The organism is Mesorhizobium sp. B283B1A (genome assembly GCF_020165735.1).
GTDB lineage: Bacteria > Pseudomonadota > Alphaproteobacteria > Rhizobiales > Rhizobiaceae > Mesorhizobium > Mesorhizobium opportunistum.
This window is the reverse complement of record NZ_JAIUIQ010000005.1, coordinates 74,176-96,577: the sequence shown is the minus strand read 5'-3', so window position 1 is coordinate 96,577 and position 22,402 is coordinate 74,176. Positions and strand designations below refer to the sequence as shown.

The window sequence follows — 22,402 nt, the reverse complement described above, 5'->3', positions numbered from 1 at the left end:
CCGCAGTACCGGGAGCGGCGGAATTTTCAGCTCGTTCAATATCGGGAATTCGGCTGGCGCTTGATCGTCGCTTCGGCGTAACGCGGGGTCGGGCCTCGCTACGCTCTGCGATTCGGCTGCAACGGTTCGCCGAGACCGTCACAGAAATAGGATAAAGCCCACCCGCTCGGGGTGGGCTTGCGGCAGTGCCTACCGCTAGCGGTTCTTATGGCTCTGTTGGCCGGCTTTGACATGTTGTTCATGCGTACCGCCGCGGGTGCCGGATCCATCGCCCTGTTGTCGCGGATTGCCGCCAGCTGCCTGCTGCTGCTGGCGACCTTTGTTTTCCATGTTCTTGTGGCTCTGCTGGCCCGCCTTCACATGCTGCTCGTGACTACCACCTTGGTTAGGCATTCTTCTTCTCCTTACTGATCAATGAGGCGACAAGTGCCTCGGGAATCTAAGGAAATTGAAGGCTGAATGTTCCCAGCAGTAACACTTCGTGAAGCCTCGTCCTCGGTAAATGCGGCCACGCCTCCCCGATCAGGGCCGATTGATCGCCCGAGCGCTGTCGCGATCGGTCTCGTCAGGGATATATTCGCCGGCATTGGCATCGAAGCCGGTCCAGCCGCCAGCCTCGTAAGCCCTGCGACGTTCGTCAAGGTCGACCGATCTGGATTGTCCCAGAATCTCCTCGGCGTTAGCAACGAGTTCATCGTCCACCTTGGCCGTAACCAACGTGCCGCCGCGGCGTACGCCCTCTGCGTATACGTGTGCGTCCCTTTCAGGCACCCCGGCCCCCGTCAAACCGCCGACAATGCCTCCGACCGCGCCGCCAGCTACCGCCCCGGCAACGACACCGGTCGCGGTGGCGGCGAGCCACCCCGCCGCGACCACAGGTCCTATGCCCGGAATGGCCATGACCCCCAGCCCTGTCAGCAATCCGCCGGCACCGCCGATCACGGCTCCAATTCCCGCGCCTGCCCCGGCATCCTCGGCAGCCTCCGAACGGTCGGCATCGTACCAGTCGTCCGAATTGTTAGCGACGATGCTGATGTTCGCATGCGGGACGCCCGTGGCTTCCAGTTCGCGGACCGCGTCGGCCGCATCGTCATAGTTGTCGAACAATCCAGTTACCGTTTTCATCTGATTTCTCCTGATCCCGTGCTCACTTGCTGGCGACGACGTTGCCCTGATAGTCCAGGCCGACGGCGAGGCTTTCACCTGCCTTCGTTGCCTGCCCACGCCAGATCCCTTGGTCGTCCTTGGCAAGCTTCGATACGTTGGTGTAGCCCGCATCCTCGATACGGCTCTTGGCCTGGGCTTCGGTGAAGCTGTTTGCGCCGGGGACGAGGGCGGCGGCGTTGGGCGTGTTGTCGGTCTTCACCGCCGGAGTTGTCGCTCCGGTGATGGAATCTTGCCGGGCAGCGATCTTTTCGATCATCTGCCGGTGCATCTTCAACGTATCCACCGTCTGCTGGGCGAACGTTTTCAGAGCCGGGTTGTCACCCTTGCTGGCATAATCCTCGAACAGCTTGACGGCCTCGTCATGCGCTTTGCGCTGCATGTCGACATAGGCTGGATCGATCGGTGCCTGCCCATTCTTGAGCTTGTCCAGATCGGCTTGGTGCTGGGCATCGAGCGCCGCCGGCACTTTTAATTTCTGTTCGCCGGCGACCGCCTGCAGCTTGGTGTTGGCCGCGCCGTGATCGCGGATCATCCTCTGTGCGAAATCCTTGATGCTCTGGTCTTGGACCTTGTTCAGCGCAAGCTGGCTCGAGTCGACTTCGAATTTGCCGCCGACCGCAGCCTTGTCGACGAAGTCCTGGGCGCTGTCGGCAGCGAAGGCGGGCATTGCGAAAACAATGGAAGCGACTGTGAGCGATGCGAGAAGGTGTCGTGTTTTCATTGGCTTTTGTCCCTGTCGGTGCGCGAATTTGCGATGCCTCCTAACAAGCCAAGATGCGCTTTGTTCCGATGCCGAGACGACATGCCGGCGCACCCGCCAACACCACGATCTCGGCCCTCAATCTCTGCCTGAAGCACGTCGCGTCGAAACGGATTCAAGGGAAGCGCATTGGACCTCCATGCATGTCTCCTCACTTTTGGGCGACATGCGTCATCCCGAGACAGGAGGAGAACGCATGCCATCTCGACCCGAGGGATTTACAATCGCTTTGGCCTACAGTGGGGATGCGCGAACACAGGCCGCCGAGGCGCTTTATCAACACAACATTGCGCGGACCGGGATCGATGACCGGGCTGTCATTGGAGCGGAGCTGCGTGACGCCTCAGGAAAAGTCTGGTGCGGGCTTTGGGGCAGAACGGAACTCGGGCTCCTGTTTCTCGACATGTTCTTCCTGCCCGAGCAATTGCGTGGCCGATCCTTCGGATCGCAGCTTCTCGGCGCGATCGAGGAGGAAGCCATCAGACGGGGCTGCAAAAAAGCCGTCGTGGAGACGAGCAGTTTCCAGGCACCGCTCTTCTACATGCGGCACGGGTTTGAGGAATTCGGCAAAGTGGAGTTCGCAATTCCAGGGCATGCACGCATCTTCCTTCGCAAGGACCTGCTGTAAGTATTGGGACAGGGCGCGCATGGGATGGCCATCGGCTAACTGCAAAACGCCAGGTGCTCTGGAACAAATCGACGATTGCGGAGTTAAAGCGGCGCATCGCAACGGGCAGTCTTGCAGCGATAGGGGCTGGCAGCGATGGGCAGATTGCAGCGAATAGAGTGCATTCCCTGGAGAGGCATGTGCGTACGGGACATTTCAGAAAGCCGATTGTCATTCAGCCTGGCCGCATAGACCGGGACAGGGTTGTGGTTTCGGTGTCCGATGCGGCCGAAGTGCTGTTGCGGGACTGGCCAAAGCCAACATCCGAAAGGCGTCTTGCCGCGATCAGGGCATGCCTTGCCGTGATGCGAGGCGAAAAGCCTCCCAGGGTCGCACGACAGGCCTTTATCGTTGCGGCCAAGGACGCCCGGATTCTGCTCGGCGACCAGATTTAGCCGTTGGCGGCCAGCACGCCCAGGCTTCGCCGGCACCTGCAAGTCTGGCAGAGTCCGACCTGAAAGAGAGACTATGGCCAAGGTGTCAAATCCTACCGCTTCCGGCAGAGGCGAGATTCAGGCGGGAGCGACGCGGGACAAAACGCCGGGCTTCGATCCCGCCATTGCCCCGCTGGAGACCGATGCCGAGGCGGCTGACACCCAAAACCCGACTTCCAAGACAAGTCCGCCACGCTCGCGCCCAAAATTCGAAAACGATGCCAGCTTCGCCAATGCGATGCGCCCGGTCGAGAGCGAACCAGAGCTGCGGCCTCACAGTAACTGGCCGCTCTTGGTGATCGCGGCTGTCGTCTTGATAGCAGCCGCGGTTTTTCTGGCGGCAAGCATGTTGCGCTGAAAGTGTTCACGACGATGCAGTGCGACTGTCTATTCCTCGAGATCGGGTGCGCTCTTCATGCCTGAGAGTTCGGTCATGGGACACAGCAGCCGCGGCCGCGTCGGGTCGGAGATGTCGAGCTTGTCCCAGGGAATGCGGTATAGGCCGTCGCGGCGACGCAGCCGAAAAAGATCCAGCATCGCCACGCCTATGGCCGACGCCGAAAGACGCTCGAACGCAGCGTAGACGCCGACATGGAATTCGGTGACAACGAAATCGTCGCCATCCCGCTCGGCGCGAATCTCCTCGATGTAGCCGATGTTCTTGCCCCGCTGCGAGCGTACGCTTCGTCCCGCCAGATGCTCGAGATTGACGGTGGTCATCATCAGGCTCCCGGAATGCGTCCGATGACGTGATCGCGCAACCAGTCCTGCCAGGCGAAAATCGATGTCTCGCGCACGTCGATGTCGAATTCGATATCGACGCCAATATCCCTGACCTTGTGCCAGTCGATCCGATGTGGCTCACCATGCCGCTTGCCACCCAGCTTTGCCGCGAGTTGCGCCATCCACCGCCCAGGCCGTGCTCCAAGGCGACGCGCCAAGGTGATGGAGCCGAGTTCAATCGCAACAATCCTAGGCGGTTTGCCCGGCCGCAATTCCGCCACCAGGCCGTCCACCTTGCCGATCTTGACCTGCTCGCGGTCGACCACCTGCTTGTCCAGGAGATCACGCAACAACTTCATCATGTGCCTCCGAATATCTGCAGCGGGATGGTCACCACGGCCAGCACGAAGCCAAGCGCGATGATGAAGATGACCGCGGCATTCGAGATAATGCCGTTTCGATGCTCGCCGACATAGCGTTCGTCGTTCAGCAGAAACAGGAATGGAACCACCGTCAGCGGCAGGCTGGCCGCCGTCAGTGCCATTGAGAAGATGGTGAGCCTCAGGGGATCGAGGCCAAGCGTGATGGGGATGGCGGCAAGCAACAATGACACCGTGTAGACGGCGCTGAAGCCCGGATCGTCGCGCGGCTTGCGATCCTCGCCCCAATTCCAGCCGAAACCTTGGGCGACCAGGTAAGCCTGCTGCAGTCCGACTTCGAGGGCAGCACCGAAGCAGGCAATGGCGAGAGAGGCCACGAACAGAACGAAACCCCAGAAGCCGAATATCGGGATCAGCATCAATGGCAACTGGTGATAGTCGTCCACCTGGTCGATGCCGTGCGTCGCCAGCACGAGAGCGGCCACGATCAGCACGCCGATCGAAATGGTGCCGCCGAAGCTCATCCCCAGTCCCGCTATGGCCCGATTGGCCCCGAGATAGCTCTTATCCCATTGATCCTCGATAGCCCCGGAGGAATAGAACATGAACAGGTAGGGCGATATGGAGGCACCGAGAATGCTGACCGCCATGAACCAGTAGTTGGCGGCATCGTGGGCCGGCAGCGAAGGCACGGCGGCAGCAGCGACCGCTGTCCAATCAGGTTTCAGCATCACGGCGCCGACGACGAAACACAGCGTCACCAGGCCGAGGATCGATACGCCTTTCTCGATGAAGCCGAACGTGCCTTTCCAGAGCAGCAGCCATGCCAGGAAAGCCACCGGCAGCGCCCACCACTGGAAGCCGATGCCGGTGGCAAGTTCGAGTGCAATGGCAGCGCCGCCGATCTCGGCGGAAAGCACCATGAAATTGACCAGCAAGGCGGCAAGCAGCGGCCACAGAAAGACATTGAAGCCAAACCTTTCGCGGATGCCGTCGGAGATCGTGTGCTGGCTCACGGCCGCGAAACGGCCGGCCATTTCCACCAGAAAGATGATGCAGATGGTGCCGAGAACCACCGCCCAGATCAGCTGGAAACCGAAAGTCGCGCCTGCCTGCGCCGCCGTCGCCATCGATCCAACTTCGAGGAAGCCGCCAACGCTGGTAACGACGCCGAGCGATATTTCCACGAGCTTCTTCATGACTTCGGCGCGAAATATCTGGCATAGGCCGTGCTCAGCGAGCGCGAAGCCAGCCGAAGATCCTGCTGCGCGTTTTGGACCTCAGTCCGGTTACCGGCCTGCAATCCCGCCTGGGCGCGGGCCACGGCGCCCGACAAATCCCTGACCGCTGTCGTCAAGGCAGCTTGCTCGGCGGGTTCAGCCGTGCCGGCTGATCGGATCTGCGCCTCGGCATCGGCCAGCGTCCTGCTGATCGATCGCAGTGTGCCGGCCGTGTATGCGGACGGCGCCGCCCCTGCCATCCAGGCTTCAAGCGACATCGACACGGTCTGCGCAGATGACGCCGCCGTTCGTGATTGCTGTTCGACCTGATCGGAAGACGAGCATCCCGCCGAGGCGCCCAAGAACAGCACAAGGCACGAACAAACCAGCCTGAAATGACGGCCACCGAAGGTTAAAGCCGGCGTTTGGTACGCCACGAGAACAGCCTCCCCTGAGCCGAACGAAGAAATGTTCGAGGTAAGTTGATCTAGAGCGCGTGCCCGTCGACGCAAGGCCCCGATCGGATGGCATGGATGCAAAGCACATGGGACCGCGACAGGTACCAGCCGGCTAAGACAGAAAGCAATGCAAGCGGAACAAAGGATCGCTTGCTGGATTAGGAGGAGGCGAGCCGGCTTCAGCCCTCTGCTCGCCGCATCGGTGCGAACGGACTGCCGGAGGAATCGCAATGCCTCGTCTCATAGCCTGGATAGCGATCGTGGCAGTCGTGGTCATCGCGGCCTGGTTGTGGTTTGGCAGCCGTGAGGCGAGCAACGGTGTGGGGAGCCAGCCTGCGCCTCATGCGATAGACCAGAACGGGTAATTCGGGCCGGCGATTCTACTCGGCCCCGCGGTCGGAAGCTTCGATCTTGTATTCGTGGATCAGGCCGAGAATCTGGCTTTTGACTGTCTCGCGCGCTTCAGGCTGGATGAAAGGCATCAGCCGGTCGACGGTTTCCACCGCCTCCCGCGGCAAATCCGCCACCGCATCGGTGAACTGGCTACCATGTTCATACAGATTGTCCGTCAGTTTCTTGTCGAGGTCGGAAAGGATACCCATGACGCCTTTGGCCTGTTTGGGGTCAACTCAAGAACGAGTTCTTGATCACTGTCCCGGCATTTCGGTGTTTTCCTTGGGATTTTTCTGAACGCCGGCAGCCGGCGAAGTATCGGCAGGGGCGTTGCCGCCTTGATTTTGCTCTGGCGCCCGTTTCAACGGCGAGGTGTGCCAGCCCATATCGAGGAAACGGGCTCCAATAAGGATGCCGGCGATGATGATCGCGGCCACCACAAGCGAGATGATTTGGTTGCGTCGCACCATCGTCCGGCTCCTTGCGTGCCGAACAGCCAATGATGAAAATAGTTCCACAAGCCGCTGGGTTTGCGTGATCGGCTTTCGCTGGTGCCAGCCCCAAGCTACGGCTAGGTCCGGATTGAGTGCGGCCGCGATCGTGCCAGCGACATTGTCTTCGCTGGTTAGGGGAACAATCAACGATCGGCGCGGTTTGGTGTGCATTCGCTGTGCATTCGCGAGGACCACCTGCCATGAAACCCGCCGTTACCGATCATGTCGAAATCAAGAAATACGACCATCCGACGGGCGGCTGGGGATCCCTGTCCTCCCTGATCCGCAAGGCGTATGGCGAGGGCCTGCTGATGTCGGGAATTTGGAGCACCCTGCTCAAGCAGAACAAGGCGGACGGCTACATGTGCGTTTCCTGCTCGTGGGCCAAGCCGGCCGAGCCGCGGCCCTTCGAGTTTTGCGAAAATGGCGCCAAGGCGACCATGTGGGATCAGACGAAGCTGCGTTGCGGCCCCGATTTCTTTGCCCGGCATTCGGTCACCGAACTGCTGGATTGGCCGGATCGCGATCTGGAGAAGCAAGGCAGGCTGACGGATCCGCTGCGCTACAATCCGGTCACCGACCGCTATGAGCCGATTTCGTGGGACGAAGCCTTTACCGAGATCGGCATGGAACTTCGGCGCCTCGATCCGAAGTCAGTCGTCTTTTATACATCCGGCCGGGCCTCGCTGGAGGCTTCGTTCCTATATCAGCTTTTCGCGCGCATCTACGGTTCGTCCAATCTGCCCGATTCATCCAACATGTGTCACGAATCGACTTCGGTCGGCCTTCCCGAATCGATCGGTTCGCCGGTCGGGACCGTGCAACTCGAAGACTTTGCCCAATGCGACATGATGTTCTTCTTCGGCCACAACACCGGCGTGACGGCGCCGCGCCTGTTGCACCCGCTGCAGGAGGCTCGTGAACGCAATGTACCGGTGTTCACTTTCAACCCCTTGCCGGAGCGAGGGCTCAAGCGCTTCAAGAACCCGCAGGATCCCGTTGACATGCTATCGCCGGGACCCGGCACCAAGATGTCCAGCGACTTCTTCCAGGTCCGCAGCGGCGGCGATATCGCAGCCATGACCGGCATCGCCAAGGCCGTGCTCGCTCTCGATGACGCGGCCCGCGAACAGGGAAGTTCACGTGTCCTCGATGTCGAGTTCCTCGCCGAGCATACGCACGGCTTTGCCGAATTCGAGGCCTATCTGCGCGCGGCCAAGTGGGATGACATCGTCACCCGATCGGGTATCGCGCGGCCGGACCTGGAGCGTGTCGGCGAGGTCTACAGTCGGTCCAACGCGGTGATCGGCAACTACGGCATGGGTCTGACGCAGCACAGGAATGGCACCGAGAACGTGCAGATGTTGTGCAACCTCTTGCTGATGCGCGGCAACATGGGGAAACCCGGCGCCGGCATTTCACCCCTGCGGGGCCATTCCAACGTCCAAGGCCAGCGCACCGTCGGCATATCCGAGAAGCCCGAACTCGTCCCACTCGACAAATTCTCGGAATTTTACGCCTTCGAACCCCCGCGCGAGAAGGGGCTGGATACGGTCGAGACCTGCGAAGGCGTCATCGCCGGCTCGGTGAAAGGCTTTGTCGGATTGGGTGGCAATTTCGTCCGCGCCGTGCCGGAAACCGGCCTGGTCGAAAAAGCCTGGCGGGGACTTCGCCTGCATGTCGAGATCGCCACCAAGCTCAACCGCAGTCATCTCTTCCCCGGGGCAGTGACATATCTGTTGCCCTGCCTGTCCCGGCTGGAAAGAGATCGGCAGGCAAGCGGCGACCAGACCGTTTCCATGGAAGATTCGACCGCCTGCATCCATGGTTCGTTTGGATCGCGCCCGCCAGCTTCGGCAAATCTGCTTTCGGAACCGAAGATCGTCGCCGAGCTTGCCAAGGCTACCGTGCCAGGCATGAGCTCGATCCCCTGGGACAAGTGGATTGCCGACTATTCTCTCATTCGCGACGAGATCGAGCGCTGTTTTCCGCAGCATTTCCGCCAGTTCAATCAACGGTTCCTGACACCCGGAGGCTTTCACCGCGATATCAAGGCCTCGAAAAGAATCTGGGAAACGCCGAACAAGAAGGCCAATTTCAAGCTGCCGACGACGCTGGAAACAAACCCCGATATCGATGTCTCGGGCCGCAATGTGCTGACGCTGATCACCGTGCGTTCCAATGACCAGTTCAACACGACCGTCTACGGCTACAATGACAGGCTGCGCGGCATTCACGGCACCCGCATGGTGCTGCTGATGAACGAGGCCGACATCCAGCGGTTCGGATTGACCGCCGGGCAACAAGTCGATCTCGAAACGCATGCCGATGACGGTGTCGAACGACGCGTGCGCGGCTTGCGCGTGACACCCTATTCCGTGCCTCAGGGCAACTGTGCCGGCTATTATCCGGAGCTCAACCCTTTGGTGCCGCTGTGGCATCGCGCCAAGAAAGCCCACGTGCCAGCCGTCAAGTCCGTTCCCGTAAGAATTCTTGGCTGAGACCAAAGTCTCTCAAGCGGCAAAGACGCGCGCGGTTAAAATCTCGTCGGCGTCATGGCAGTTGGACAAGCAGCAGTCGCCAGTTCTAGCCGCCGCTCGGTTTGGGCGACGCCGGCTGGGCTGGCTGCGTGCCCTGCTGGTCTCCGCCGGTGGTGGTCTGTGGTGTGGGATTGGTGTCCGTCGTCGGATTTTTGTCAACCGGCTGGCTATTGACATTGTCCGTCTTGGATTTGACCGGATCGGTGTTGTTGTTGCACCCCGCCAGGAAGAGCAACGCCAAGGATGCTAGCAACGCTGCTCTCATGCCAATTCTCCTTCATTGAGTTCGGGGAGTTCGGACGAAGCAGCTGGGAGTTCGGGCGAAGCAGCTGGCAAATGACCTATTCGGTCGAACCGCACTGAAAGCCCCTGTTTAACAGCAAATTCGGCCAGCAAATGGTCTAGGGCGATGTCCTCGATCGGGCTCTGGACCACTTGGCGAATGGCCTTGCAGGCCAGCTCGGTCGAGACGAAATCATATCGCTTGCTTCTGGCGAGAACGTATTGTTCGACCAGCATCTTAACGCGCCTGAGCGCGATTTCTTCCGCGTATTGCATCTCTGCTTTTTCTCCTCCGCGCCGAACTGCCGGACCGGCAGGATGTTCCCGCCTTTGCAAGATGTTCCTGCTTTTGATTGAGGAACGCATTCCCTCAGAAGCATCAAAGCCCGCGCCTCCCTAAAGGGAACAGCGCGGGCTGATCAGGCCAGCGGCGGGCCCGATCGCGCAGCGTCAGAGATGGGAGGACAACAACGCCGCATGATGTCGAACTTGGATCGGCTTCGCTTGTTCCAGCTTGAAAGAATTAATTGCGGACCGACTTCGACAAGCGCGCGAGACCCTCACCATCCTTGGCGTGTCGACGGGTCGACGAAATCGCCGAGCACGCCCCCCAAACTGAGTGACGATCAGGCGCGGTAAGCCGTCCGAGGCATAAGGATGTCACGGAACATTGGCGGCCGCCGGTGGTTCGGCGAGGACGAAAATCGGAGGATACAATGGCAATCGCAAAATTGGCTGTGGTGACCGGGGCCTCCAGCGGCATCGGCAAGGAACTAGCCAAACTATGCGCAAAGGACGGCTACAGTCTCATCATAGCCGCCGATGAACCCGCGATCCAGCAGGCCGCCGAGGCACTCGCTTCGCACGATGTTACGGTCGAAGCCATCGAGGCCGATCTGGCGACCGTCGAGGGTGCCGACCAGTTGATCTCCCGGATCGGCGATCGCGACACCGACCTTCTGTTCCTCAATGCCGGACGCGGGCTTGGCGAGGGGTTCGTCGATCAGGACTGGAAAAAGGTTCGCCGCATCATCGACACCAACATCACAGGAACCGTCTATCTGGCGCATGAACTTGGCGCCAGGATGGCCCGGCGAGGGCGCGGACGCATCCTGTTTACGGGATCGATCGCCGGTTTCATGCCCGGTACTTTCCAGGCTGTCTACAACGGCACCAAGGCGTTCATAGACTCCTTCGCGATCGCACTGCGCCATGAACTGCAGGGCACCGGCGTCACGGTCACGGTGCTGATGCCCGGCGCCACGCAGACGCGGTTCTTCGAACGAGCCGAAATGATGGACACCAAGGTCGGCACCGACGAGAAAGACAACCCGGCCGACGTGGCCAGGACCGGCTACGAAGCCATGATGGCGGGCGAGGAACAAGTCGTCAGCGGCTGGAAGAACAAGCTGCAGGTTGCCGCCGCGCATGTCACGCCGGCGGGCACGCTGGCCGAACAGCATCGCAAGATGGCCGAGCCGGGTTCGGCCGCCAAGGATTGATCATTCGATTTCACCGAGGGGCGACTGCGTTCCCGAAATGCATTCGACCTTCGCACGGGACGTCCGCCCGTCGATCTTCTTCCAACTCAGGAGCATATGATGAAGGCGCTCACATGGCACGGCAAAGGCGCTATACGATGCGACCAGGTCGCCGATCCCGCCATCGAGGATGATCGTGACGTCATCATCAAGGTCACCTGCTGCGCCATATGCGGCTCGGACTTGCATTTGATGAACGGCTACATGCCGACCATGGAATCCGGCGACGTGCTCGGCCACGAGACCATGGGCGAGGTGGTGGACGTCGGTCGCGGCCATTCCAAGTTCAAGAAGGGCGACCGGATCGTGGTGCCGTTCAATATCTCCTGCGGCGAGTGCTGGTTCTGCACGCGCGGGCTGTTCTCGCTTTGCGACCGGTCCAATCCCAACGCCAAACAGGCGGCGGAAGTGATGGGACAGTCGCCGGCCGGACTGTTTGGCTATTCGCACCTGGTCGGCGGCTATTGGGGCGGACAGGCCGAATATCTGCGCGTGCCCTTCGCCGACGTCGGCCCGATCAAGGTGCCGGACGGGATTGACGACGAGCAAGTGCTGTTCCTATCCGACATTTTTCCGACCGGCTATATGGCGGCCGAGAACGCGGGCATCGAGCCCGGCGACACCGTCGCCATCTGGGGCTGCGGCCCGGTCGGCCAGTTCGCCATCCAGAGTGCGTGGATGCTCGGCGCCGGACGCGTCATCGCGATCGACAAGGTTCTGGAACGACTGGCCATGGCGCGCGAGCATGGCAAGGCCGAGACACTCGATTTCAGCAATTCCGACATTTATGATGCCCTTATGGCGATGACCGATGGCCGCGGCCCGGATCGCTGCATCGACTGCGTCGGCACCGAGTCCGATCCCGGCGCGAGTGCCGACGCCATGCTCGACAAGGTCAAGGCTGCCGTCTACCTCGGCACCGACAGGCCGCATGTGTTGCGCGAAGCAATCTATTGCTGCCGCAAGGGCGGCACCGTTTCGGTTCCCGGCGTCTACATCGGTCTTGTCGACCATATCCCTTTCGGTGCGGCGATGAACAAGGGCCTGACTTTCAGGATGGGTCAAACCCATACGCAACGTTATCTGGAACCACTTTTGGCCAAGGTCCAGAACGGGGAGATCGACCCGTCCTTCGTGATCACGCACAGGGCAGGCCTCGAAGATGGGCCAGATCTCTACAAGACGTTCCGCGACAAGCAGGACGGCTGCATCAAAGTGGTGATGCGGCCACACGGCTGAGGTGTCGGCATCCTTCACCGGATCTGCCTTGCGCAAGTCCGCTGCCACAGGTGGGAATCACCGCTACAGGCGGTTCCGGAACTTTCGGCAGTGGCGGTGGTTGACCTGCAGAACAAATCTACGGCGGCGAGAGCGCCGCACCCTGCCCACTGCAAGGAAAGAGGCTGTCCATGAGCAACGAGAATTCCACATCCAAGCCCGGCGTCCGAACTCCGAACGTCGGTGGCCTGCCGCACCCGCGGCGGGATGCCAACGCTACCGACGCCGGCGCAAAACCGCTGACGCCAAAGACCGCCGGTGCATCCCGACCATCGAGTGCTCCACTGGACAATCCTGTGGCCAATCGAAACACGGGACGGCCACGCCAGGCGAGCACCACGCCTCGGCCTACCGATAAGCCGCTGGATTGAGCGCGGCGAGTCGGCCGCCTGAAATCATGACGGTTTCCCGGCTGCGCGAACCGATGCCAGGTCAGCCACGGCGGTGAGAAGGTCAGCTTCGCTCGCCGGTTTGGGGACAAATTTGCAATTTCGGAAGGGCCCGGGAACGTCACGCGGCCCAAATCCGGTCATGAACGCGAAGGGGGTGCCGCGAGCCAGCAGCTTTTCCGCGACTGGCAGGCTCGTTTCGCCGTTCAATTGAATGTCCAGCAACGCTAAGTCGACCTGGTTCGCATCGACGAGCCCAAGCGCCGCGGCAACCGACGAAACCGGGCCAACCACCTGATAGTTCGCCATCCGCAAGCGAGACGCAGTTTCTTCCGCGATCAGCCATTCGTCCTCGACGACCAGAACGCGTGCGCCCTTGCTCACGATGGCTCCTTGCCGTTGGCCGGAAAAGCCAGGTGGACGCTGAGACCGTCCCTTTCAAAAGCAGTCTCGACGTGGCCGCCGAGCCTGTAACCGATCTCTCCCTGCAGCAGGGTCAGACCAAAGCCGTTGTTCGAGGGCGCTTTGACGGCAGGCCCGTCTTTCTCTCGCCAGCCAAACGTGAAACTGTCGTGCTCGATCGACCACTGCACGTTGACCTTGCCGTTGGCTTTTGACAAAGCGCCGTATTTGGCCGCGTTGGTGGCCAGTTCATGGACGGCCATACTGAGGGAAAGCCCCTGTTGCGGGCCAAGTTTCACATCCTCGCCGTGAAGTTCGATGCGCTCGATGCCGAAAGGTTCGAGTTCCTGCTGGAGAAGTTCCCTAACAGAGGCTTCCTTCCACCTCTCCCGGGTCAGCAGCCCATAGGCCCGCGACATGGCATGCAGGCGGCCGATCAACGCATCGGCGAAGTCATCCTTCGTAGAGGAACTTTCCCGCGTGCGGCTGGCAATGCTGGCAATTACCGCCAGCATGTTCTTGACCCGATGGTTGAGTTCCGAGATGAGCACCTGCTGATGCTCTTCCGCCTGTGCCAGCGTGGTGACGTCGACCAGCGTCACCACCACGCCCTGGATTCGGTTGCCCTTGTCCCGGTAAGGATTGATGCGGACCATGTGAAAAAGGCCCCTGGCATCGCGCGCAAGATGGTGGTTCAGGACCTCGCCCGTCTCGAACACCTTGTCGATATGCTGCTTCAACTCGGGATAGTCGAGCTGGCTCGACAGATCCGTCAGCGGCCGGCCGACATCGGAGGGGCGCAGGCTGAAGAAGGATGACGCCGCCGGCGTGAAGGTGCGGACCACAAGGTTCCGATCGAGGAAAATGGTCGCGATGTCCGTGCTTTCGAACAGATTGCGCAGGTCGCCATTGGCATGATCGAGCTCTTCAATCTTGGCCGTCAATTCGGCGTTGATCGTGTTGAGCTCTTCGTTGAGCGACTGCATCTCCTCCTTCGAGGCTTCAAGTTCCTCATTGGTCGATTGCGCCTCCTCATTGACGGAGACGAGCTCCTCGTTCGAGGACTTCACTTCTTCGAGCGCGGTCTCGTATTCCTCGATGGTCGATTGCAGGCGTTCCCTGGTATCGCGCAGTTCCCGCTCAAGATCGGCGGTACTATCGCTGTCATGGCTGCCGCCTTCTTCGTCAGAGCGGGCCAGCGTCGGGCCGGACGGCTCGAAGAGAACAAGGTAAAGGGGTTCGCCATTGCCACGTTCGGCGAGCGGCTCGATCGTCAGCCTGATCGGCTGAACCCGTTCGTCATCTTCCTCCACGGCGAGGTTTTCCCGCACCACTGTGCGGCGCGTTGTCGTCGCTTCGCGCAAAGCAGCGCGCAGGTCCAGCCGCAGTCCACGCCGTGCCATCGTCAGCAGCTGCCGGCTGGGGATTCCCTGCGGCGCCTCGAGATATCTTCCGGTCCTGCCCGAATAGTAGACGACATCGCCCTCGGCGTTGACCAGGACGTGCGGTGGCGCGAACCGTTCCAGCACCTGCGCTTCTACCGCCTGCCGTAGGGGATAGCCGACAAGGCCCTTCTTCGTGGCAGCGCTTTCGGGTGGAAAGACATTGGAATGGCTTTCCCCGATCAGGCCCGGCAGTCTGATGTGCGGCGAGGCATGCTCCCGCGCCTGGAATATCCGGTGTTTCTTGTCGACAGTTGCGAACAGATTGTCGTGCTGCCCGACGCTTTCGGAGGTGCCGAGGAAAAGATAGCCGCCGGGCTTCAGCGCGTAGTGGAAGACAGGGATGACACGGTTTTGGATGGTCGGGCCGAAGTAAATCAGCAGATTGCGGCAGGAAACCAGGTCCATCCGTGAGAAGGGTGGATCGCGAATGACGCTGTGCGGCGAGAAGATGCACAGTTCACGGATCTCATTGCTGATGATGTAGCTTTCGCCATCGCCGTTGAAAAACCGTTGTTTGCGTTCCGGAGAAAGACCTTGCAGCAAGGCTTCCGGATAGCGTGCCGCCCGCGCCACCGCCAGCGCCGGCTCGTCTATGTCGGTGGCGAATATCTGGACGCGCGGAACGGCCGTCAGCGTCCCCATGTGTTCACGCAGCAGAATGCCAATGGAGAACACCTCCTCGCCGGTGGCGCAGCCGGGAACCCAGACCCTGACGGTATCGCTGGCAGTCTTGCCTTCGAAAAGTTGCGGTATGATCTTTCGCTCGAGCAATTCGAACGCATCGGGATCGCGAAAGAAGTTGGTGACATTGATCAAGAGGTCGCGAAACAGGTTCATTACCTCGCGAGCATCCTTCTTCAGCCAGTCGATATAGGCGCCGATGGAATGGACCTGGGCGATCTGCATGCGCCGCTTCACACGGCGCAGGAATGTCTTGGTCTTGTAGCCCGAGAAATCGTGGCCGGAGTGGCTGCGCAAGATCCCGTATATCTTTTCTCGCACCTTATCGATGTCGGCCGTATGGTCGCCATCTTCGTCCGCCAACCCGTCCAGCGTGTCGAAGCCGCGGGCGAAAGCTTCCAGCTTCGCACCGATCTCCTCGGCGGGCACGGCGACGTCGACGAGCCCGCTGGCAATGGCGCTCTGCGGCATATCGGGATTGCGCGGCCCATAGCCGTCCGCCGCTTGCGCGACGGTAAACCCACCCCGCTCCTTGATCGCTTTGGCGCCCAATGTTCCATCGGAGTCGCCGCCGGACAGTATAACGCCAACGGCATATTCGGCTTGGTCTTCAGCCAGTGCGCTGAAAAATATATCGATCGGCTTTCGCTGCTGCGAAAGTCCATTTGGCCGGCGCAGGCGCAGAACACCCTTTTCAATGGCCAATGTCACGTTTTGCGGCATCACATAGACGTGGTCGGGTTCAACGGCCATCCCGTCCTCGGCCACCATCACTGACATTTCGGTGTAGCGGCTGATGACCTCGTGCAATAGGCTTTCCCGCTTGGGGCTGAGATGCGTGATGATGACGAAAGCCATGCCAGGCTGGCTGGTCACGCCTTTGAACAAACCCTCCATCGCGGGGATGCCACCCGCGGACGCGCCGACGCCGACGATGGGAAACCTTTTCGGCTGGGCTGTCACGGCACGTCCCCCTTTCGCCTGGTCCGACATCCTCAAAGGTCGGATCAGACAGGACATAACCATATAGCGCGCAAATAGGATGGAACAAGTCGCCCCCAATGACGTTGAGCGCCGTATCAATGGCGGGCTCAATGACAAAACGCTCTTCTGATATAAGGCTCCTCGCCCCAACGGTGTCTAGGGCTTCAGAACCACCAGGCTGCTCCGACGCAGGGCCCGTCCCGGATCGCATTCTGGTGCTTGCGAAACGATTGCAGGCCGCCTTGGACGACCGAACTCTGGAAGAAAATTCGGAGCAGCCTAAACTCCGTTTGAGGAAAGGATGACGACGTGCGCGATCTGCGCGGGCTGCGTATCCTGATTGTCGAAGACGAATGGACGATTGCCGGAGATCTTGCACGGTTCTTCAGCAATATGGGCGCTATCGTTCTTGGGCCTGCAGCGACCGTGGAACAGGCTTCCAAACACACCGAGGCGGCTGAAGCCGCGATCCTCGATGTCAACCTCAACGGCAGCAGGGTGTTTCCGATAGCGGACGAACTGATGCGCCGCGGAGTGCCTTTCGTATTCTTCAGTGGTGACAACCACATCGCCATTCCCGATCATCTGCGCTACGCCAGCAATTTGCGGAAGTCCTCAGGAAACCAGGCTGTTTTCAATGCCCTCTTTCCGCAGGCACCCGGGCGGCCCGGCCCCATGCTGGACACCTCCGACGACGTGTTCGCGCTTTTGCCCAAACTGCGACTTGCGGCGCGTCTCTTGCTGGGAGATGTCGATGCGTCCGACCGGCTCGTCGAAAAGACGCTCGAGCAGGCGATCCGGGATGTCGATCGCAGACAGCTTGGACAGTCCACCGAAAACTGGCTCAACGGGATCATGCGAGAGGTGGCTAAAACCCGCGGCGCAAAACTCATGCATTAGTTTGCCCCTCCAACGGAAGTTCAGCCAAGGCCCGCCGCGATCGCCCACCGCGCCGTAAACTGGCCGGTGTAATTCCTACCGCTAAAAGCTCGCCGGTCCTGGTCAATCGTCGCGGCCCTGGTTCAGCGGCCGAAGCAACTGGGCTCTCAATTGTTCCACCGCATCTGAAAAAATTTACCTGAGATTCAGTTCAGGCAAATGAGCCCACTGGACGTGCGGCATCAGCGCTTCTGATTGCGCTCGACGAACTTGTTGAAACGGCTGGCTTGTCCGTCGCCGGTCTTGGCTTGATAGAGAAAAGCCAGATCGTTCTCGTCGAATATCCGAAAGAACTCGTCCCATTCGATGGGCTCGAATGCTTCCTCGGGGTCGCCGAAGTCGATCCGCAGAATGCCGCCCTCGCCTTTGGTGCGCACCACGGCCGGCCGCCCATCCCGCTCCTCGGCCCATTTGCGGATTTCGTCGTGATTGGTGGTCGTTTGCGACTGGGACATTGAAAAACTCCTTTGATCGTCGGCGTTGCCAACCTCGGACAGCGCAGTCCTGTCGGGCGCCCTAACAGCACAAGGGCAGCAATGTTCCGGCACCGCGCCCTGATCCCGATGTGCCGCGTTTCGAACGCAGCCGGGCCAAAGGAACTTTGTTGAAGCGCAGGGAACAAACCTTTTGCCGAAAAGTTCGGGGCGCCAAGGTTACTTGTCTGAGGAGTCATCGTGAAACGCATATTGGTTACGGGAGGCTGTGGCTTCATCGGCAGGCATGTCGCCCAGGAACTGATCGAGCAGGATTATTCGGTTCGCATCCTCGATGCGCTGTTGGAGCAGGTGCATGCAGGAGAGGCGGTCGCGCTTCCCGCCGGGGCCGAGCTAATCAAGGGCGACGTCCGCGACCGGGAGGCAGTCGCCAAGGCGTTGGAAGGCGTCGATGCGGTCATTCATTTGGCGGCGGAAGTCGGCGTCGGACAATCAATGTACGAGATCGCGCGCTATGTCGGCACCAACGATCTCGGCACCGCGACGCTGCTGGAGGCGCTGATCAAACACCCGGTCGAACGCATTGTCGTCGCCTCATCGATGAGCGTCTATGGCGAGGGCCTCTACGCGACACCAGATGGCCGGCGTGTCGACAATGCCCGGCGCAAGGCGAGCGACATCAGGAGCGGGCAATGGAACCCGCTGTCGCCACAGGGAGAACCCCTCTCGCCGCTGCCCACCGACGAAGAAAAGCCGGTCGATCTCGCCTCTATCTATGCGCTGACAAAATACGCCCAGGAACGTGCGGTGCTGATCTTCGGCGAAGCCTATGGCATCGATGCGGTCGCGCTGCGCCTGTTCAACGTCTTCGGTGCCGGTCAGGCGTTGTCGAATCCCTATACCGGCGTGCTGGCCAACTTCGCTTCGCGTCTCGCCAACGGCCAACGGCCAATGATCTTCGAGGATGGCGAACAGAAGCGCGATTTCGTCCATGTGCAGGACGTCGCCCGCGCCTTTCGCCTTGCTCTGCAGCAACGCCAGGCAAAAGGTCACGTCATCAACATCGGCAGCGGCCGAGCCTATGCAATCAGCGACGTAGCGCGAATGCTGGCCGAAGCCATGGGAACGCCGAAGCGTTCGCCAGAGCTGCTCGGCAAGGCCCGCTCTGGCGATATCCGCAACTGCTTCGCCGATATTTCCAAGGCCCGCGAGCTGCTCGGTTTCGAGCCAGTGCGGCAACTGGAGAATTCGCTCGGCGATTTCGTCTCCTGGGTGCGCAACACGTCCGCTGTCGACCGCGGCGCCGACATGAAACGCGAACTTGAAGAACGCGGGCTGGTATCATGAACACACGCAATGGACGCGACGCGCCGGTCGCCATCGTCGGCGGCAGCGGCTTCATAGGATCGAACCTGGCCGACAGCCTGTTGTCGGACGGCGAGCCAGTGCTGGTGATCGACAATCTCAGCCGTCCGGGCGTCGAGCAGAACCTTGAATGGCTGGCGCAGAAACACGGCAGTCGCCTCACGGTGGAGACCATCGACGTGCGGGACGCCAACGCCCTGGCGCCTGTCTTGACGCATTCGAAGGCAATCTTCCATCTGGCCGCGCAGACCGCCGTCACCACAAGCCTGGTCCAGCCGGGCGAGGATTTCGACATCAACCTTCGCGGAACGTTCAATGTGCTGGAGGCGGCACGGCTGAGCGGTGGGGCTGTCCCGGTGGTCTTCGCCAGCACCAACAAGGTGTATGGCAGCCTTCCCGACGTCGCGGTTCGCAAGGATGGAGATCGTTACCTGCCTTGCGACGGCATCATTCAAGCGAATGGCATCGACGAGACGCGCGGCCTGGATTTCTGCACGCCCTATGGCTGCTCCAAAGGCGCTGCCGACCAGTATGTGCTCGACTACGCCAAATCCTACAGCTTGCCGACGACGGTGCTGCGGATGAGCTGTATCTATGGACCGCGCCAGTTCGGAACCGAGGACCAGGGCTGGGTCGCGCACTTCCTGCTGAGTGCGCTCACGGGACGTCCAATCACCATTTACGGCGACGGCAGACAAGTGCGCGACATCCTGCATGTCGCCGATGCGGTAGCCGCCTACAGGGCCGTTCTCGATCGCATCGATACGACCAAGGGCCAGGCATTCAATCTGGGCGGCGGCCCGGAAAATGCGCTCAGCCTGCGCATGTTGTTGAGCGAAATCCGTAACCTGACCGGCCATGAGCTTTCCATCCGCCATGATGGCGAACGCACCGGCGACCAGCCCTTCTTCGTCGCCGACACCCGTAAAATCAAAGCCACGCTTGGCTGGAAAGCCCATGTTTCATGGCGCGAAGGCATTCGCGATCTCGCGGACTGGCTGCAACGCCATCGGCTCGAGCCTCGCCCCGAAGCCGTGAGGTACGTCGCATGAAGATCGCCCTGGTGAACCCGTTCTGGACCTATGACGACAGCATCTATTTCGGCTGCCGCCAACCCCATCTGCCGCTGGAACTCGGCTATTCGAAATCCCTGCTCGAAAAAGCCGGGCATGAGGTGCTGATGCTGGATGGGCAGTTGCAGAAGCTCGACAATTCCAGCCTCTGCGACCGTGTGGCTGATTTCGCGCCGGCAATGACGGTCGTCAGCACCGCGCCCACTTATCTGTTCTGGCGCTGCGCGCCGCCGGAGTTGCGCGTGCCGGCCGATTTCCTCAATCGCCTCGACGGGCGCGGCGGACGCACGGTCGCGGTCGGGCCGCATGGCTCGGCCACGCCGGCGCCAACCTTGCGCAAGCTCGGCGTCGACATCGTCGTGCGCGGCGAATGCGAAGAAGTCGTCGATCAGCTTGCCCGGTACGACGATTGGAGCACGATACCATCGACCGCTTATCTGCGGGATGCCGAGGTGGTTTCGAACGGCGGCGTCCACGCGAGTTCGTTTGTCGACCATCCGCCACTAGAATGGCCATCGGATTGGATCGCAGCCCATTCGCACCATCATCACCGGTTCGATGACAATCAGGTTGGGTTCGGCGCGGAAGTCGAAGCGTCACGCGGCTGTCCCTACAATTGCAGCTTCTGCGCCAAGATCGATTTTCGCGATGCCTATCGCCGCCGAAACCACGAGGCGGTGGTCGCGGAAATCGATCGGCTGATTGCCCAGGGTGTCGGCTACATCTACTTCATCGATGAAATCTTCCTGCCGCAAAAAGCGTTGCTGGAAGCGTTGATCGATCGCGACGTGAAATTCGGCGTGCAGACCCGCATCGACCTGTGGAAGCCCGAACTGCTGGAATTGCTGGGCGCGGCCGGCTGCGTCTCCATCGAAGCCGGCCTCGAAAGCCTGACGGTGGAAGGCCGGGCCATGCTGGCGAAGCGCTGCCGGCTGGGCACCGAGGAACTCGCCGCGCTGCTGGTCAATGCCAGACGCCACGTTCCCTTCGTCCAGGCCAATCTGATCGGCGTGGTCGAGGATGATCCTGCCCTGGTCGACCACTGGCGAACCCACCTGATCGACAATGGCGTGTGGGCCAATGAACCCGTGCCGCTTTATCCATATCCGAGTTCGCCCAGCTATCGCGAGCTTTGGGGCGAACCTGACGACCTCGCCTGGGAGCGCGCCCATGATCACTATCTCGCATCATTCCAGAAGTTCAGCGACATCCAGGAAAGGCGCCCGCGTCCGCTGGCAGAACTGGAGGCGACATGTTGCGGACATTGACGCCGCGCTCGCGGCGCATCCTGATGACGGTCGATGCCGTGGGCGGCGTCTGGCGCTATGCGCTTGACCTGGCCAGCGAACTGGTCAACGGCGGCGATAGCGTGGTGCTTGCCGGCCTCGGTCCACCGCCGTCCAGGCAGCAGGCCGACGAGGCAGAGGCTTTCACCACGCTGATCTGGCTGAATACGCCGCCGGATTGGATGACCCGCAATGGCGGTGATCTCGACGCGCTGCCGCGGGAGCTGCATGCGCCGATGCGCGACCACGCGATCGACCTTGTCCATTTCAACGCGCCGACGCAGGCAGCGGGATTCCACGCGCTGTGCCCGGTCGTGGTGGTCTCCCATTCCTGCGTGACGACATGGTTCCATGCCGTCAGAGGACAGGCGTTGGACAGCGCATGGGCCTGGCAGAAGGAGCGCAACAGGCGCGGCATGGATCGGGCCGACGCAGTCATCGCGCCGAGCCGCAGCCATGCCGACATGCTCGAGACATGCTATGGCCCGATCGCGCGCCTGACAGTGGTCGGAAATGGTGCCCGTCCGGTGCCGAAGACCGAAAAACACCAACCGCTCGTCTTTGCCGCCGCCCGCTGGTGGGATGAGGGCAAGAATGCGGCGGTGGTCGACCAGGCGGCTTCGCTGACGCGATGGCCGGTCTTCGCTGCCGGTTCGATGCACGGCCCGAACGGCGACCATGTCAGCTTCAGCCATGCTGTTCCTCTCGGAGCAGTGCCCTCCGACGAGGTGCGCTCGTTGATGGCGCGCGCCGGCATTTTCGTATCGCCATCAATCTACGAGCCATTCGGCCTGGCCGCGCTGGAAGCGGCCATGTCGGCTACGCCCCTGGTGCTTTCCGATATCGCAACCTATCGCGAATTGTGGGGGGAGGCCGCGATGTTCTTTGATGCACGCGATCCGCACGATCTCGCTGCCTGCCTCAATCGCCTCTCGAGTGATGCTGCGCTCAGGCGAGAGCTCGGCCAGGCGGCCATCCGACGCAGCCGCAGGTTTAGTCTGGCCAAGCAGGCGGCGGCCATGCGCGGCGTCTATGACAAAGCGGCCCTGGCGATGGCGGAGCGCTGA

General features: G+C 61.0%; 25 protein-coding genes. 11 read left to right on the top strand and 14 right to left on the bottom strand.

All coding sequences use genetic code 11. The features are described 5' to 3' along the window. Nucleotides 1-195: 195 nt before the first annotated feature. From LB577_RS05545 to LB577_RS05535, 3 genes are all read right to left on the bottom strand, one after another. Nucleotides 196-393, bottom strand: coding sequence for a hypothetical protein (locus LB577_RS05545; protein WP_224685903.1), 198 nt, complete (start codon nucleotides 391-393; stop codon nucleotides 196-198). Between the two features lie 129 nt (nucleotides 394-522). Further along, nucleotides 523-1,125, bottom strand: coding sequence for a general stress protein (locus LB577_RS05540; RefSeq protein WP_224685902.1), 603 nt, complete (start codon nucleotides 1,123-1,125; stop codon nucleotides 523-525). 22 nt (nucleotides 1,126-1,147) lie between these two features. Continuing rightward, nucleotides 1,148-1,888 carry a DUF4142 domain-containing protein gene (locus LB577_RS05535; RefSeq protein WP_224685900.1) on the bottom strand — a complete coding sequence of 247 codons (741 nt, stop codon included), beginning with the start codon at nucleotides 1,886-1,888 and terminating at the stop codon, nucleotides 1,148-1,150. 235 nt (nucleotides 1,889-2,123) lie between these two features. Here LB577_RS05535 and LB577_RS05530 point away from each other — a divergent pair, with 235 nt between their 5' ends. The 3 genes from LB577_RS05530 to LB577_RS05520 all read left to right on the top strand — a co-directional run bounded on the left by LB577_RS05530 (nucleotide 2,124) and on the right by LB577_RS05520 (nucleotide 3,386). Next, a complete protein-coding gene (locus LB577_RS05530; RefSeq protein WP_224685899.1) occupies nucleotides 2,124-2,555 on the top strand; it encodes a GNAT family N-acetyltransferase in 432 nt (143 codons plus the stop codon). 53 nt (nucleotides 2,556-2,608) lie between these two features. Further along, nucleotides 2,609-2,989 carry a DUF982 domain-containing protein gene (locus tag LB577_RS05525; protein WP_318013423.1) on the top strand — a complete coding sequence of 127 codons (381 nt, stop codon included), beginning with the start codon at nucleotides 2,609-2,611 and terminating at the stop codon, nucleotides 2,987-2,989. A 73-nt stretch (nucleotides 2,990-3,062) separates the two neighbouring features. Continuing rightward, on the top strand, nucleotides 3,063-3,386 hold the full coding sequence (locus tag LB577_RS05520; RefSeq protein WP_224685897.1) for a hypothetical protein: 324 nt from the start codon (nucleotides 3,063-3,065) through the stop codon (nucleotides 3,384-3,386). Nucleotides 3,387-3,415: 29 nt separating this feature from the next. Here the strand turns inward: LB577_RS05520 and LB577_RS05515 are convergent, their stop codons facing one another. The 6 genes from LB577_RS05515 to LB577_RS05490 form a co-directional block, all read right to left on the bottom strand. Then, a complete protein-coding gene (locus LB577_RS05515) occupies nucleotides 3,416-3,748 on the bottom strand; it encodes a hypothetical protein (RefSeq protein WP_023768153.1) in 333 nt (110 codons plus the stop codon). Nucleotides 3,749-3,750: 2 nt separating this feature from the next. Then, nucleotides 3,751-4,110, bottom strand: coding sequence for a hypothetical protein (locus LB577_RS05510; RefSeq protein WP_224685896.1), 360 nt, complete (start codon nucleotides 4,108-4,110; stop codon nucleotides 3,751-3,753). Further along, nucleotides 4,110-5,330: an Nramp family divalent metal transporter gene (locus tag LB577_RS05505; protein ID WP_224685894.1), complete on the bottom strand. Its 1,221-nt coding sequence runs from the start codon at nucleotides 5,328-5,330 to the stop codon at nucleotides 4,110-4,112. Before LB577_RS05505 ends, LB577_RS05510 begins: the two co-directional genes overlap by 1 nt. Beyond that, entirely contained in the window at nucleotides 5,327-5,629 is a 303-nt protein-coding gene (locus LB577_RS05500) for a hypothetical protein (protein WP_224685893.1), read from the bottom strand. The genes LB577_RS05505 and LB577_RS05500 overlap by 4 nt, the downstream gene beginning before the upstream one ends. 560 nt (nucleotides 5,630-6,189) lie before the next feature. Beyond that, the gene (locus LB577_RS05495; RefSeq protein WP_023780160.1) at nucleotides 6,190-6,411 is read right to left on the bottom strand and encodes a hypothetical protein; all 222 of its coding nucleotides are present in this window, start codon (nucleotides 6,409-6,411) and stop codon (nucleotides 6,190-6,192) included. A 45-nt stretch (nucleotides 6,412-6,456) separates the two neighbouring features. Then, complete coding sequence (locus LB577_RS05490; protein ID WP_224685892.1) at nucleotides 6,457-6,867, bottom strand: hypothetical protein; 411 nt, start codon at nucleotides 6,865-6,867, stop codon at nucleotides 6,457-6,459. A 29-nt stretch (nucleotides 6,868-6,896) separates the two neighbouring features. On the opposite strand from LB577_RS05490, the gene LB577_RS05485 reads away from it, so the two are divergent. Then, nucleotides 6,897-9,197 carry an FdhF/YdeP family oxidoreductase gene (locus tag LB577_RS05485; protein ID WP_224685890.1) on the top strand — a complete coding sequence of 767 codons (2,301 nt, stop codon included), beginning with the start codon at nucleotides 6,897-6,899 and terminating at the stop codon, nucleotides 9,195-9,197. 85 nt (nucleotides 9,198-9,282) lie between these two features. Here LB577_RS05485 and LB577_RS05480 read toward each other — a convergent pair whose 3' ends face one another. Continuing rightward, nucleotides 9,283-9,501: a hypothetical protein gene (locus tag LB577_RS05480; RefSeq protein ID WP_031258393.1), complete on the bottom strand. Its 219-nt coding sequence runs from the start codon at nucleotides 9,499-9,501 to the stop codon at nucleotides 9,283-9,285. Next, nucleotides 9,498-9,794 (bottom strand): hypothetical protein, encoded by a 297-nt coding sequence (locus LB577_RS05475; RefSeq protein WP_023768144.1) that lies wholly within the window; start codon nucleotides 9,792-9,794, stop codon nucleotides 9,498-9,500. The genes LB577_RS05480 and LB577_RS05475 overlap by 4 nt, the downstream gene beginning before the upstream one ends. Before the next feature lie 440 nt (nucleotides 9,795-10,234). Here LB577_RS05475 and LB577_RS05470 point away from each other — a divergent pair, with 440 nt between their 5' ends. After that, nucleotides 10,235-11,020, top strand: coding sequence for an SDR family NAD(P)-dependent oxidoreductase (locus LB577_RS05470; protein ID WP_224685888.1), 786 nt, complete (start codon nucleotides 10,235-10,237; stop codon nucleotides 11,018-11,020). A 99-nt stretch (nucleotides 11,021-11,119) separates the two neighbouring features. Further along, nucleotides 11,120-12,298 carry a zinc-dependent alcohol dehydrogenase gene (locus LB577_RS05465; protein ID WP_224685886.1) on the top strand — a complete coding sequence of 393 codons (1,179 nt, stop codon included), beginning with the start codon at nucleotides 11,120-11,122 and terminating at the stop codon, nucleotides 12,296-12,298. 434 nt (nucleotides 12,299-12,732) lie between these two features. Here the strand turns inward: LB577_RS05465 and LB577_RS05460 are convergent, their stop codons facing one another. Further along, nucleotides 12,733-13,110: a response regulator gene (locus LB577_RS05460; protein ID WP_224685885.1), complete on the bottom strand. Its 378-nt coding sequence runs from the start codon at nucleotides 13,108-13,110 to the stop codon at nucleotides 12,733-12,735. Beyond that, on the bottom strand, nucleotides 13,107-16,247 hold the full coding sequence (locus tag LB577_RS05455; protein ID WP_224685884.1) for a CheR family methyltransferase: 3,141 nt from the start codon (nucleotides 16,245-16,247) through the stop codon (nucleotides 13,107-13,109). The genes LB577_RS05460 and LB577_RS05455 overlap by 4 nt, the downstream gene beginning before the upstream one ends. 300 nt (nucleotides 16,248-16,547) lie before the next feature. On the opposite strand from LB577_RS05455, the gene LB577_RS05450 reads away from it, so the two are divergent. Beyond that, nucleotides 16,548-17,138: a response regulator gene (locus LB577_RS05450; RefSeq protein ID WP_023780170.1), complete on the top strand. Its 591-nt coding sequence runs from the start codon at nucleotides 16,548-16,550 to the stop codon at nucleotides 17,136-17,138. 221 nt (nucleotides 17,139-17,359) lie between these two features. Here the strand turns inward: LB577_RS05450 and LB577_RS05445 are convergent, their stop codons facing one another. Then, a complete protein-coding gene (locus LB577_RS05445) occupies nucleotides 17,360-17,632 on the bottom strand; it encodes a hypothetical protein (RefSeq protein WP_023780171.1) in 273 nt (90 codons plus the stop codon). 219 nt (nucleotides 17,633-17,851) lie between these two features. On the opposite strand from LB577_RS05445, the gene LB577_RS05440 reads away from it, so the two are divergent. The 4 genes from LB577_RS05440 to LB577_RS05425 are packed head-to-tail and all read left to right on the top strand — an operon-like array spanning nucleotide 17,852 to nucleotide 22,402. After that, a complete protein-coding gene (locus tag LB577_RS05440; protein WP_224685882.1) occupies nucleotides 17,852-18,958 on the top strand; it encodes an NAD-dependent epimerase/dehydratase family protein in 1,107 nt (368 codons plus the stop codon). Further along, the gene (locus LB577_RS05435) at nucleotides 18,955-20,028 is read left to right on the top strand and encodes an NAD-dependent epimerase/dehydratase family protein (RefSeq protein ID WP_224685880.1); all 1,074 of its coding nucleotides are present in this window, start codon (nucleotides 18,955-18,957) and stop codon (nucleotides 20,026-20,028) included. The genes LB577_RS05440 and LB577_RS05435 overlap by 4 nt, the downstream gene beginning before the upstream one ends. Next, nucleotides 20,025-21,317, top strand: a complete 1,293-nt coding sequence (locus tag LB577_RS05430) for a TIGR04295 family B12-binding domain-containing radical SAM protein (protein WP_224685878.1) — start codon at nucleotides 20,025-20,027, stop codon at nucleotides 21,315-21,317. The genes LB577_RS05435 and LB577_RS05430 overlap by 4 nt, the downstream gene beginning before the upstream one ends. Then, nucleotides 21,302-22,402 carry a glycosyltransferase family 4 protein gene (locus LB577_RS05425; RefSeq protein WP_224685877.1) on the top strand — a complete coding sequence of 367 codons (1,101 nt, stop codon included), beginning with the start codon at nucleotides 21,302-21,304 and terminating at the stop codon, nucleotides 22,400-22,402. Before LB577_RS05430 ends, LB577_RS05425 begins: the two co-directional genes overlap by 16 nt.